Here is a 14257-nt window from a genome sequence, read left to right on the forward strand (position 1 = left end):
TAGAAGGTATTTTTGCCTTTAGCAGTCTCGATTTAGGAGTTAATTAATCAGTCTTATTCATAAATCATCGAATCGGTTTTAGAGCTTGTTTAAGTAAACCTTAATAATTTCGTCTAATCGTTCAAGATCTTCTTGGGAAATATATTGTATCGGAAAACTATATTGCTCAATCTGAGTGACTAGTTGATTTCGTTCGGACAAGCTAGCGTCAATAAGCACCAAGGCTGGATTGAACTTGTGCATTTGATCTAAGCCATTTTGCGCAGTTGGTGCAATTTTAAGCTCGACAGACTCCAATTCAGCACTAGCTCGCACTAATGCATTCATAACAGTCAAGTCATGACCGATATAAAGAATTTTAAAACTAGCTGATGCTGAAGTGGTTTCTTTTAAGGCTGGAGCAACCGCAACCTTTGAAATCGGAAAATACAAACTAAAAGTTGAACCTTGACCATAGGTGCTTTCAACCTCAATGATGCCTTTCATCTTTTCGACTAATTCTTTAGTAATACTTAGGCCAATCCCGGTACCTTGTATGTTCGAACTTTCATATCCAAGACGATTAAAGGGTTCAAAAAGCTTATCAATATCTTCCTTTCTAATGCCAACACCTGTATCAGTGATTATCATCTTCCAATAAGGCACCCCGGATACCTCAACCTTCTCACAAGATAGTATTACCTCGCCATTATCACGATTGTATTTAACCGCATTAGACAGAATGTTGAGCAACACCTGTTTGCACTTCAATCGGTCTGTTTCAATCAGGACGTCTTGCGCCATAGGCTTAACGATTATTTGAATTCCCTTTTGCTTTGCTTGGGTTTCTGTAAGCTTAACCACCTCTGAAACTAAATCTTTAACACCCAATAACTCAAAATTAAACTCAACCCGCCCGCTTTCAATCTTAGCAAAATCCAAAATATCATTAATCAATGCAAGCAAGTGCTTACCGCTTTTTAAGATAGTTTGAACCTCATCAAGCGGTTCGTCCTCTAACGGCTCTAGCTCCAGTAGCTGCGCATAGCCAATGATAGCGTTCAGAGGTGTACGCAACTCATGACTCATTGAGGCCAAAAATTCTGACTTAGCCTGGTTCGCTTGTTTTGCTACTTGCGCCTCTTTTTCAGCCTGTAAGAGAGCTCGTTCAAGCCCTTCTCTTAATTCAACAATCAGAGTAATGTCTTCTCGAATGGACATGTACTCTTGAATCTCATTTTTGCAATCCAGCATTGGGATAATGTGGGACATAACATAGTATGACGATCCATCTTTTCGTCGATTTCGGATTTCTCCCTGCCAGATTTTTTTAGACTGAATCGTCGCCCACATTTCCTTGAAAACCGCTCTATCCATTTCAGGGTGGCGTACAATGCTGTGAGGCTGGCCAATTAGTTCTTGCCTTGAATACCCACTAATTGTGCAAAAATTATCATTAACATCCGTAATCGTGCCATACCTATCGGCACGCGAAATAATCAGCGTTTTATCAATCGCTATCTTTTGGTACTTCAAATCAAAAATGAGTTGATCCGTTTTCAAAAGCATCTGATTAAACAAATCAGTTACAACCCCGATTTCATCATCTCGTCTAACCTGAACTTGCTTATCATAACGCTCGGTATTAATAATATCTTTTAGTGCCTGCGTGAGATGGCGCATCGGTTTCAGCACCGACTCTCTTAGCAAACCTAGCTGCAATAATCCGCCTGCAATCACGATGAGAATTGCCAATAAAAGAACAACTCCTACCTGCAAAGTTTGAATCCATGCCTGATTTGAAATCTGGTCTTGAGGAACCATGATTAGATGAAATGCCGCAATATTGTCTTCAGCGTCAAATATTGGGTGAGCCTGATAATACCAACCATCACGTAGCTTCAAACTACCTGAACTTAAGTCTTTAGAATTGAATGTCCAGTCACTAAATTGTCTGTCCTTTGAAAAATATGGCGCTCGATCCACAACAAATCTTGAGGTTAAATATCCATCACTGTCTCGCAATCTTTCAAAGACATAATATTCCAGCCCATCATTTTTAAATTCTTCAACAATTTGCTTGAGTCCTTGTGAAACCGTCATGAAACCCACTAGCTCTTCAGAATTATCTATAGCAAAAACTGGTTGGCTATTAATGATTCGATAAACATTTGCAAATCCACCTTGTCCAATCTGTGTGAAAGTGCGCGATGTATCAGCCATCGATTTTCGGATTAACGGATGTTTACTTACGTCTTGCCCGTAACTTTCTGGGTCATAGTCTTTATAAAGAGAACGTCCATCGAAGGTGATTGCATGAAAAGCATAATTAATAAAACCAGTCCAGTAAGCAAACTGCTCACGAAGCCGACCCATTTCATTAATTAATGATTGTCTATCTTCATAAATTAAGGCCTGGCGAACAATTGAGTTATTGGCTAATACCAACGTAGCCGCATGAAGAATTTTGGCTTTTTTATCAACACGCTCTTCGAGAAGTAATGCTTGTTTAGTAAAGTGTTGTTTCTTGACTTTTTCTAGATTGTAGTTATGAATGAAAAGCAGTGAAACCAGACTCAAAAGAATCAAAAGACCAATGCTGACTATAAACAACTTAACATTGAGTTTTAGCAGGCTTGATGATGTATCTAGATTACGCATCTTCTAAATACCAATCTAATCGACAAACTGTGTAGCAATCGCTTCAACTTTTGGAAAGACTTTAAGAAAAGCCTCAACGACATCTGGATCAAAATGCTCTCCCTTCTGTTGAAGAATTAATTCTAATGCCGATTTAGTCGACCAGGCCTTTTTGTATGGTCTTTCCGAAGTCAGAGCATCAAACACATCTGCCAGCCCTACAATACGACCACACAATGGAATTTCTTGACCTTTCAACCCATGTGGATAACCTGTTCCGTTGAATTTCTCATGATGCGTCAAAGCAATCTGATAAGCCATTTTTAGCATAGGTGAATCACTTTCTGAAAGAATTTCAGCACCAATTTTGACGTGGCCTTTCATCAGGATGAACTCCTCATCCGTGAGTTTTCCTGGTTTAAGCAAAATAGTATCGGATACGCCAATTTTTCCAACGTCATGCATAGGTGAAGCGACTTTTATCAATTGACAGTACTCTCGATCCTGGCCGAGTTCTTCTGCAATTGCCTCAGCTATTAAACTGACTCGCTTTACATGATTTCCTGTTTCATTATCTCGATACTCAGCGGCCCGTCCTAAACGGTAGATTATTTCAAGTTTTGCTTTTTCAAGCATTGCAGTCCGTTCTCGAACCTTCTGATCTAAAATATCGTTTTCAGATTTCAACAAGCGTTTGGCATGATGATTTTCAAGGTGAATTGAAACTCGTTTAAGCAGTTCAATTCTATTGAAGGGCTTAGTAATATAATCGCTAGCTCCGCCTTCCAGAGCTTTAACTCTACTTTCCTCGTCGACTTGAGCAGTAAGCATAATCACCGGTGGCAGAGTATCTGAATCGAGCATTTGTTGCATCAAAGCTAGTACGGCAAAACCATCCATTAATGGCATATTGATATCAAGCAACACTAAATCGAACGATTGTTCTTCGAAGAGCTTTATCAAATCTAATGGTTGCTTAATGCACGTAATATTATGGTAATCAAGACTATGTAAAGTTGCCTCTATTACATTAAGGTTTACCTGATTATCATCTACAACTAAAATTTTGGATGACTTCAAATCGGATACCTTTACTTCCATTCACCTCTCCATGTAACCTAAATACACAATAAAAGCCATGCTTTACAAATGTCAAATAATATCTACAAAATTTACATGGTTCAAATTCCAATAAAAACAATTCTTAAAGACATCTAGCAGATTTAATGCTGATTAGATTAAAAATCTTTTTTAATGATAATTTCAACTCTCCTGTTGATCTGTTGATTCAATTCGATTGGTAGGCCTTTTGAGTCTCTATTAGGACGTTTAGGTTTGGTATCAGCGTAACCTACCGCTTTGAGTTTTGATGAATCAACGCCTCTGTCGATAAAGACTTTTAAAACTGAAATTGCACGGCTAGCAGAAAGCTCCCAATTCGATGGGAATTGTTGGGTATGGATAGGAATATCGTCCGAATGCCCTTCTATTTCAACTTTAAAGTTATCTAAAGGAAATGTTTTGACTTGATCAGCAATGTCAGAAATCATATCCAATGAAGACTTACCTAAGTTACTTGAACCGCTAGGAAAAAGCAGCTCACTTGGCAAATCAATTTTAAGAGAATTTTCTTCTTTTCTTAGCGAGCCAATAACATTAATATCATTTTTTTCAAAAACGATTTTTAATTTTGAATATAAGTCTTGTAAAGGAGATTTGTAATCGTCCTTTTCCAGCAATTGTTCATTAATTGCTTGACTAATATTCTCAAACTTCTCTTGGCTTACATTCGATACTGACAAAATCAAAACAAAAAAAGCCAGTAATAAAGTGACTGCATCTGCATAAGTAATCAACCAATCATCACTCTCTTCGACAAGTTTCTTTTTCTCAAAACTCGACAACGTAATGAACTTTTCTTCTGGATCAATCTTATTTGCCTGTTTATTTTGAAAAGCGACTGTGGATTTATCTGTCATCGTTTTGTTCTACTGAATTGATACTTGGGTTCGATGTAGGCATTCATAGCATCCTCAATAACAAAAGGAGATGCTCCCTCAGATAACAAAGTTAAGCCTTCAATTAAAATTTGGTTTCTGTAAAATTCGAGATCCTGTTTTTGTTCAACTTTTCTTGCTGCTGGTTTAAGAACAATTTGTGCCAATAAAACACCATATAAAGTTGTTAGCAACGCAATAGCTAAACCAGACCCCATCTGCGAGTAATCGCCTTCCATGTGGTTTAACATTATTATTAGACCAACAAGCGTTCCAACCATGCCAAAAGCTGGTGCCGCCGAGGCCATTGTAAGTAAAACTTTTGCTTGAACCATATTGCGTTCATATATGTATTGTTGTTGGTGAAGCATCAAACTTTTCAGTTTATTTCCACTATATCCGTTCACTAAATAAGTATAGGACTGCTTTAAAAAGTTAAGTTCCCCACTGGGAATAGAAATTGCCTGTTCCAACTTAATTACGCCTTCCTGCCTAGCAATTTGCGACCAGTCTATTAAAGTACCAACATCTTTGTAAAAAGTAACAGGGTTTACTTTAGAAGCAACCAAGGCATAACCAATTTCTTTTATTGCTAATAAAACATTTCTTCCTTCGTAAGAGATCATTGCCGAAGCCAATGTCCCCCCAACAACCATCAAAAAACTCGATAGACTGAAAAACATTAATAAATTGTTAGTGTTAAGAATGATGGCCGAGATGAAAAGGAATACACCTAATAAAAAGCCAAGAAGCGCTGATACGGATATATGCATCACAAAATCTCTTAATTTACATTTTACAGATATTTAACCTCATCAATTAAAGGCTAAACATATATTAACAGGCTATCAGTGTTTTACTTATTGTGAAATTTATTGTGATACTTAATTTTTGTTTTTTTAAAAAAATCTAATTGATTTTAATAATGTCATAAAACTGTAACCTTGCAGTTATTACACTTCATCCTGTACAACCATTAACCACATTTGTATAATTATATCGTTTATATTGTACAACTTTGAATAAACATTCAGTTATGTAACATTGAAATTGTTATCTGGCCTAAAAGCTATATACTTAGTGAAATAAACAAGAAATCTAATAAATCGCGCAAAGCTTTTATGTCAAATTTCAATTTTGAATATTGTTAAACTTTGATGTGATTTAGTTCCTTTAACGAAAGGACATATAAATATGCTAAAAGAATGTGGTCACTTTTTATCTATCTCCCTTAGACAAGTACTTTATGTAACATCTTTCAATAATCGAAATTCGTTATTATCAATTTTCTTAATCATTGGTTTTGCATTTCCCGCGCATGCAACCGTACCTTCAACACCAGTTACAGAGGTTAAAATAGGCATCCTGTCATACAAAGATAAAAACGTTGATGAAAAGCGTTGGCAGCCATTAATTACTTATTTGAATAACAGAATTCCCGACCATCATTTCGAAATGTATATAGGTAATTATGAAGAGTTAGAGAATCAAATTCGATTTGCTTCTGTTGATTTTGTGTTGACTCAGCCTGCTCACTTTGTTGAATTAGCGCATACTTATGATTTAACTACGCCTTTATTAACTCTTGCAAACAAGCAGGCAAATAAAAGTTATACACAGTTTGCAGGTGTTATTTTTACTTCTGCGGAAAGGCCAGACATCAATACATTAGAAGATATCCTTAATAAGCGAATTGCTACGTGGAGCTTAAAGTCTTTTGGTGGCTTTCAGATGCAGGCACAAGAACTTATTAAAAATGGACTTATAGATTCCACAGACAATTTAAAAATGATTGAAACCGGCGCGCCTCAAAAAAGTGTTGTGTTTCATGTTTTAGATAACAAGGTTGATGTTGGTTTTGTTCGCTCAGGAGTAATTGAGAACTTGATAAAACAAGGTCTTATCTCGAAAAATCAACTCAAAATCATCAACCAGAAAACAGATGATCACATGTCCTTAATTCATAGTACTGAACTGTATGCCGAATGGCCTCTTTTTGCGTTTTTATCAACCGATAAAAAACTAATCAAAAAAGTCATCTTGGAGCTCATGAAAATTACACCAGAAAGTGATGTGGCTAAAACTATTAATGCTTCGGGTTTTGAGGTCGCAGAAGACTATAACAATATTGAAGAAGTCATGAGATCTATGAGAGTAGGACCCTTTGAAACTTTAGATAATGTGACCGCTAAGGATATTTGGCAGCACTGGAAAGGCTATATCACTATTTTACTAGCATTTCTTTTATTATCTTTTGTGATGATTTCTCTTTATTTATTTCGTCAAAACCAAGTAATTCATTTAGGCAATCGACAATTAAAATCTAATAATTTGCAACTTAAAAAACTCAATCTTGCAATTGAACAAAGCCCCGTTCGAATCACCATCACAAACTTGGAGGGCCAAATTGAATATGTGAACAATGCGGTTCTAAAACAGTCGGGCTACACCTTAAACGAACTGTATATGAAAAACCCGAGAATGTTAGCTTATGGAGAAACGCCTGTTGAGGTCTATGAAAATCTCTGGAAAACTCTTCTGCAAGGAGAAATTTGGAATGGAGAGATTGTTAATGCTCATAAAAATGGTCAACGACAAGTTCTAGAAAGCACTATTGCTCCCATAGTTGAAAAGAATCAAACAATCGGCTTTTTAAGCATTCAACGAGATATTACCAAAGAGAAAGAGAGCCAGAAAAAAATCTATCACTTATCCAATTTCGATAATTTAACTGGGCTACCAAATGCCAACCAATTTGAACGCTATATAGCTGATGCAATCGCCGATAACCTGTCTTTGAACTCGATTCAGAAAAAAAATAACAATACTAGCTTTTTATTCCTTATTAACATCGACCGTTTCAAGGATATAAATGATGCAGTTGGAAAGCATCAAGGTGACCTATTTTTAAAGCAGTTTGCTCATATAATTCAAGATTCATTGCCAAAAGAGAGCATTCTCTCAAGGTTAAATGGGGATGAATTTGGCGTATTGCTTCCAATAGCAATATCACGAAACACCTATGAGCATGCCTATCAACAAGGGCAAGTTTTATTAGAGCATTTAAAAAAGCCAATTTCTTTTAATAAAAAAGAATTGATGGTAAATGTGAGTATAGGTATTGCTGATATTCTGGATGCCCATGTTGATGGCGTTGATGATGTATTGAAAAATGTAAATACCGCCTTACACTTCGCCAAAGCAAACGGTGGAAATCAAGTACAGATTTATGAGAAGTCTCTTCAAACAAAAGCCATCGAAACCTTTGAAATCGAGCAAGAATTGAAGAGCGCATTGAAACGCGAGCAATTCAAAGTCTATTATCAACCTCAAGTAGACCAGTCTGGCAAGGTTATGGGGGCTGAGGCGCTGTTGAGATGGTTTCACCCAGAAAAAGGATACATTCCTCCAGACGTATTTATTCCGATGGCTGAGCAAAACGATTTAATCATTGAAATAGGATCCTGGCTTTTAGACACGACAATTAAAGAGATGGCATTAGCCATCCAAGAAGGTAACAGCTATGAGTTATCAGTTAACATAAGCCCTCGCCAGATTGTACAAAAGGACTTTGTTGAAAAAGTTCTTTCTATACTGAAAAAATATAATGTCCCTGCAAATAAACTTACCTTAGAAATTACTGAGGGTATCTTTTTAAAGAACATTCATGATATTAGAAATGTAATGCATCAATTATCAGAAAAAGGTTTAAAGTTCTCTATTGATGATTTTGGAACTGGATATTCCTCTCTTTCTTACATTAAATCATTGTCTATTCATGAGTTAAAAGTTGATCGAGTTTTTGTACAAAATATCACAACAGATCCTGACGACGTTATGCTAGTAGAAACGATGCTTGCGATTGCAAATCATATGCATTACAAGGTGGTAATTGAAGGAATTGAAACTGAAGATCAAGTTAACTTCTTTAATAAATATGAAGGACTCATATTTCAGGGCTACTTGTATTGTAAGCCATGCTGTTTCAATGATTTTATTGACTATCTTGGTAAACAAAAAAGAGACTAATATTTCCAATAAGGCTATGTATTAAACAAGAGCTAATTTCATCTTCATCAGTGGTGAAAATACATAAAGATTACAGGGAGGGGATGACATGGGAACCTTGGCCTTCAAGGGAGGGGGTGCGGATATAACCCCTTCCCTTTTCACAAACGCTATTTTCTCAAAAGTTTGTTGACATAACTGTGTCAACATAGTGTCATGAAGTTTTCACTAATGTTTTAATCAGCATGAAATAACTAGTCAGCACTTAGTCATAAAAAGAAAACTTTAAAACACTAAATACGGGTTAATTGGTAAGGCCTGAATTTTTTAGCCACTCTTGGTCTTAAAAGCCTCTAGGTGCTGCATTAGATGGTAGAGAAGAATATGAAATAGTTTCTTATTTTATAGGGTTCAAGTAATAAACATTCGAAACATATAAGCTTTTACTCAGTTGGAGGTTTGATTTTTTGTGATTGAACTCTGATAGAAAAAGAGTGACTCACAAAAACAGTTTTTTTTGCTGTTTCTAAGCAATAATTTCTCTGCATAGTGCTTAATACCATAGGGTTGAGTATATTCAATTAAGAGGGCCAATTTTGTTCTCAATTAATTGGTCGGGTACAGGGTACATCAGCCAGTTACTTATAGGCTTTTTGCACCATTGCATAGCGCTCACCACCGGTGGCTTTGGCAAATATTGAGCGCTGGTGAGCCCAAAAACTGGGGGTTTTTTGGGGTGATTTTCTGTCTTTTACACGCTTCTGACCACGCAGTTCACCTATGAAACCCGCTTTTTTTAATTCGTCTGTCATCAAGACATCACTGACTTCCGAGTGGCCTCGATTCTCCAAAGCGGATTTAACTTCCTCAAGACGGAAGAAGTCTTGGTTGAACGGGAAGTGACTATTTTGAATCATTTCACGCAGTGTTTGCCGGCACTCTGGTCTAGATTCACAACTAATCTCTGGTGCGGCCTTAGCTGCCTCTGCGCTCACTTTTTCTACGTAACCTTGAATGTATTCACGCATCACATCCCGCGTCGTATTATTTTCCATGGTTGTGCCTTTGGCTATTTAAACGCCTAATTTGTTGAAAACCTTAAGAGTTGCTATCTACAAAACCTACAGAACTATAAAATTGAAGTTTTGTAGGTTTTGTAGGGCGTTACTTGGTAAACATCTTAATTTTTTAGCGCCGTATTCCATTGGTAGATTTCGGATGGTCTACCGCCTGTCATGTGCGTTTTAATCTGCTCGATTAAATAACCATGCTCTACCAAAACAGACAGCGCTGCTTTCACTTCTGTGGTGGTTTTTAACCCTGCCCAGCCTTTCTGTGCAATTTCACGCGGTTTGAATGGATTACCTAACTTTTCACGATTTTCTAAAACTTTCTGAGCGGCTAGGATATCGTTATCGACTGCACCGGCATAGATACGATTCATGTGTGACTGAAGATATTCGCACCAACGCACGGCTTTATTAGTGGCCACAACTCCGACAGATTTAGCTTCTGGGTTGTCTGCCAACTCTAGAAGTAATGCAATACTGGGTAACAGGCTTCTGTATTTAGCTAGATGCGACTCGAGAGCCGGATGAATGTCCTTCACTCTAATGGTGAGTTCTAACTGTTCACGCCATGAATTGAAAACTTGTTGTGCTTGTTGGTCAAAACGTAAACCAATTACACTACCTTCTTCATCTCGTCGCTCTGGTAAAGTGACTAGCCGTTTAAACAGTTCAAATGCCTTTTCTTTGGCTACCTTATCTGGATAACGATCCACGTTTACCCACTCTTTGCAGTCATCCGGGTAGACGGCTAGTTGGAAGCGTTGAATGAATCCATCGTTGCCCGTGCCATTGTTGATTGATTGAGCTATGTGCGGAGCTAATACGCTGGGCTGAATGCCGCCAATAATGGATAAGGTGGTGCTTTCAATCTTAAGTGTGCCACGTCCTACGCGATCGTAAATATAGAACCCCGATCCATTGAAGCATTCCAAATAGAATGCACGATCATTTGCCTTATCTTCCCGATCTAATCCACGGATCCAACCAGCAAGTTCATCACGCAGTAGAATCACGCCATTAGGATTCTCATTTAGCTTGATACCCAAAGCTTCTACTGTTGCATCATTTACAATATAACGCTTCTCTGTTGGCGTGCTGTTACTCTCGGCTTCAAGAACCAGTCGGTAGTTGTTTTTGGCGACTTCCATCTTGAGCGGATCGGATGATTTAGCGGCTTTTTTAATTGCATCCTCAGCCACTTTCTTTTCGGCTTCCAGAGCAATATTATCCACTTCATGATCCACCAGAATTTGCTGGTATTCTTCTTCAGCCAACTTGGCTAATCTATGAATAGGCTTCATTACCTCACTCAGCGCGGGTGTCTTCATAATAGAAGGTCTACCGATCATCGCCCCCCAAAGGTTAGGAATTACGAGCCAATCATCGAATTGTTTTGGATAGATACCAACTTTACGGCCTATTAGCCCGGCTATTGCCACCATTGCTCCGACCGCTAAGAAGTCTGCTGGGCATTGCATTCGCGCTTGGATATCTTTTAACCAAGGCTCTAGGCTTGAAGGTAACAGATCAAATTCAAAAGGTCGCACATCCGGCAGATCCACTACCAACGGAATAATGACAGGCTCTTGCTCTAGTTCATTGCTGGAAATGCTAGACGCATTCAGAGTTTGAAACTTACTTTTAATCTCTTCAGCACTCAGTCCAACTTCAATATCCAACAAATAACGGTCATTCCAATCACTACCAATCTCATCTTCTGCAAATACGGGAATGACTAGCTCGCCAACAACTGCTTGTGCTGCTCGGGTTGCAGCTTTTACCCCGGGGTTCTCTGTTCTTGGATTTCCGTTCTCATCAATTCGGTCGTTATCGGCTGCAATGATTATGTTTAAGCTGGAATAGTTCTCTCGAAATGCTTTGGCTACATGAATAAGGTTTCCAGCATCAAACGCACAGATAACTGTGCAATTGTTGGCATAGTGCTCTGCAATGGTTGCCCCTGTAGCGAAACCCTCACAAATGATGATAGGCGCATCTTCTATTTGTTGAATAATGTAATAGCCACCCGACTTTTTACCGCCTTTAGTGAATCGTTTATCGCCATTGCGATAGATGAGTTGCAAGCTCTGAAATTTGCCGATAAACGGTGATTGTGTACCCGTTATGGGAATAATCAACGTACCGTTAGCATCAACCTTTACTCCATGAGGTTTTACCTGCTTATTCATCAGATAAGAATGGTTCTCTGGTGCTGGCTTTGCGCTTTCGAAAATACTCTGGGCTTCTTCACTAGCAATCAGATGCTGTTCTGCCTTTTCCTTGGCTTTCTGTTCTGAAATCACGGCATTATAAGCCTGACGTACTTTTGCTTCTGCTTCTAGCTGTGCAATTTCTTCAGGAGTCTTAGGCAATGGAGTCCAACCGGATTCGAATGCCTTTTTTACCAGTGTGGCAATCGTTATCCCTCCGCCGCGGTTCATGCTATTCCACATAGCATCAAAGTCATCTGGGTCATAACTTGTACTTCTGCGACTCCATGCTTCGAAGGGCTCTCTGCCAAATTCACTGAACTCATCATATACAGCCATTGCCAACTTTACCCAATCATCTCGCGACAAGTCTGCATTAGGCTCTATCTTGATGAGCATCTGTGAAACATCCTGAAGTCCTATATGACGATCTTCACCAATAAACATTAAATCGGCCAACCTGTTCGGTGAATTTCTCAAGTGTGGCGTCATTTCTCCCAATCCATCTGAAATGTTAAACGGTATCCCAAAAACATTATCTTCCAAAGGTTTAACTAAACTAACCATGGGAAAGCACTCCATAGATTTTATTAACCAACACCTCTGGAAGTCGAATAACGCCTATCTTGCTGCCTTCAGGTTCAAAATTGGTGAAAACAGGGCTATGTCCCGGAGTATAACCGACAGAGTAAAAACCCTCTCGTTTGCTAAAATAGCCACTAAGTTCAGAACTAACCAAGACAAACTCAAATTCATCCCCTAATTCGTTAAGCAAGGAGCTCATGACTCCCTGCATTCTGTATGACTCGAATGTATAGATAAAGTCAATAAACACGCGTTTTTTGTCTATATGAGTAAAGAAAACAAACCCGGCAAGCTTGGCGTCTTTATCAAACGTGAAACAGATTCGACTAATGCCACGCGCATAAGACTCATTTAGATGTTTAACGACAAGGTCAATCACCTTTTGTCTAATACTTTCAGATAACATTAGAGGACATAAGAAAGGTTCAAACTCTGCCTCATGCCAAAGCATGGCTTCTGCGGTTTTTTCTAAAACACTGGTTAGCATATGGTCTGTTAACTTATAGATTGCTTGATCTTTTTCGCTTATTGACATGATGAATATCCTTGTTTTTGCATTTGAAAATGCATTTATTCTCTAAAACCTCTTAGATACATGGTTTGCCTAGGGATTAATCATCCTTTAGTGCTCCATATACCATTCAAAGAACTTTTCAGGATTGATTAGGCGAGATTTGCCACGAGATTTGAATACAGCACCTAACTCAATCAGTTCAGCTTGGTTACGATCAATTGTGACTTTTATAGAATTCGGTTTGATTCCCAGTTTGGGTGCGTATTGTTCAGCGAACTCTTTAATGGGTTTGAGACTTTCGATGTTTGGCATGGTGCCTCCTTTATTTTTCAAAACGCTCTTAGTTGTTTGAAGTAGCGAGTTGATTAAAAAGGAGTTTTGAAGGTGTGTCTAAAACCACTAAGAACTATTTTCCAGTGGTTTTGTAGAAGATTTCTAATGGTTTTTAGCGGTTTTTTAGTGGTTTTCAGTGGTTGAAAACTTTTTAATTTATTCCATCAAACCTCTTTCTTTTGCTTTATCTAATCGTTTTTTAATTGCTTGACCAGACATCTTAAGCCTATCACCAACTTCATCACGAACTGAAGTAATACCCCAATTAGGATTTTCATTTTTCACATCATTGAACAGATTCACAGTCTTATTAAGCTCCTCATCTGATAGCTTTTTCTTTTCGTTTACCTTGTCTAAGTTGCAGGGGCTTTTGCGTATTGGTTGTTCAATAAACTGTGGTTCACAATCAAACCTATCAGTTCGCTTTTTAAGGCGCTTTAAGTCAGTACCTTTAATAAAAACCTCATCTGAACTTCGAATATCTGAGGCAGATATAACCTCTAAATACTCTAAAGTGTATTCACCATCAAAATAGCGATTAGGTCGAAGAAATCCTACACCCTCTTGCTTAGCCGTAATCTCAATGCTTTGATCTTCAAGATTGGCACGAACTTCTACCGCGACTTTATCTAATTCTTTGGCCCCTGTAAGACTCCATAGATCTGGAATTTGATTAACGCGACCATGAGTATCCTCAACATCTACCAAACGAGCAGCTACAGCCTCTGAAACGTCATAACCACCTTGGACGAAAAATTCAATATTGGATTCTCTAAGGCTAGCTATTGTTTCCTTAATAGGTATGCCCCATCGACTTGAAAGAGTTAATAGTGAGGTTCGGTCATTGATTAGATAACGATTATCAGCTCTAGGGTCTTCTGAGTTCAGTGTTTGAGAGGTATTATTCTTAGACATTTCAGA

The 14257-nt window shown here is 38.1% G+C and carries 10 protein-coding genes; 1 reads left to right on the forward strand and 9 read right to left on the reverse strand.

Annotation, left to right across the window (positions count from 1 at the left end; translation table 11 throughout):
• Positions 1-78: 78 nt before the first annotated feature.
• From FE785_RS06195 to FE785_RS06210, 4 genes are all read right to left on the reverse strand, one after another.
• On the reverse strand, positions 79-2640 hold the full coding sequence (locus FE785_RS06195) for an ATP-binding protein (RefSeq protein WP_138564924.1): 2562 nt from the start codon (positions 2638-2640) through the stop codon (positions 79-81).
• 15 nt (positions 2641-2655) lie between these two features.
• The gene (locus tag FE785_RS06200) at positions 2656-3720 is read right to left on the reverse strand and encodes a response regulator (protein WP_138564925.1); all 1065 of its coding nucleotides are present in this window, start codon (positions 3718-3720) and stop codon (positions 2656-2658) included.
• Between the two features lie 137 nt (positions 3721-3857).
• On the reverse strand, positions 3858-4598 hold the full coding sequence (locus FE785_RS06205) for an OmpA/MotB family protein (protein ID WP_138564926.1): 741 nt from the start codon (positions 4596-4598) through the stop codon (positions 3858-3860).
• Positions 4595-5389, reverse strand: coding sequence for a motility protein A (locus FE785_RS06210; protein WP_138564927.1), 795 nt, complete (start codon positions 5387-5389; stop codon positions 4595-4597). Before FE785_RS06210 ends, FE785_RS06205 begins: the two co-directional genes overlap by 4 nt.
• Before the next feature lie 421 nt (positions 5390-5810).
• Between FE785_RS06210 and FE785_RS06215 the strand changes: the two genes are divergently transcribed.
• A complete protein-coding gene (locus FE785_RS06215) occupies positions 5811-8645 on the forward strand; it encodes an EAL domain-containing protein (protein ID WP_138564928.1) in 2835 nt (944 codons plus the stop codon).
• Positions 8646-9262: 617 nt separating this feature from the next.
• Here the strand turns inward: FE785_RS06215 and FE785_RS06220 are convergent.
• From FE785_RS06220 to FE785_RS06240, 5 genes are all read right to left on the reverse strand, one after another.
• Positions 9263-9679: a hypothetical protein gene (locus FE785_RS06220; RefSeq protein ID WP_138564929.1), complete on the reverse strand. Its 417-nt coding sequence runs from the start codon at positions 9677-9679 to the stop codon at positions 9263-9265.
• A gap of 125 nt (positions 9680-9804) precedes the next feature.
• Entirely contained in the window at positions 9805-12471 is a 2667-nt protein-coding gene (locus FE785_RS06225; protein ID WP_168188921.1) for a DUF3987 domain-containing protein, read from the reverse strand.
• Entirely contained in the window at positions 12464-13024 is a 561-nt protein-coding gene (locus FE785_RS06230; RefSeq protein WP_138564931.1) for a GNAT family N-acetyltransferase, read from the reverse strand. The genes FE785_RS06225 and FE785_RS06230 overlap by 8 nt, the downstream gene beginning before the upstream one ends.
• Positions 13025-13111: 87 nt before the next feature.
• Positions 13112-13315 carry a hypothetical protein gene (locus FE785_RS06235; RefSeq protein ID WP_138564932.1) on the reverse strand — a complete coding sequence of 68 codons (204 nt, stop codon included), beginning with the start codon at positions 13313-13315 and terminating at the stop codon, positions 13112-13114.
• A gap of 177 nt (positions 13316-13492) precedes the next feature.
• Positions 13493-14251: a hypothetical protein gene (locus FE785_RS06240; RefSeq protein WP_138564933.1), complete on the reverse strand. Its 759-nt coding sequence runs from the start codon at positions 14249-14251 to the stop codon at positions 13493-13495.
• Positions 14252-14257 lie beyond the last annotated feature (6 nt).

Origin of the sequence: Thiomicrorhabdus sediminis (genome assembly GCF_005885815.1) — a bacterium.
In the GTDB taxonomy this organism is placed as follows: Bacteria; Pseudomonadota; Gammaproteobacteria; order Thiomicrospirales; family Thiomicrospiraceae; genus Thiomicrorhabdus; species Thiomicrorhabdus sediminis.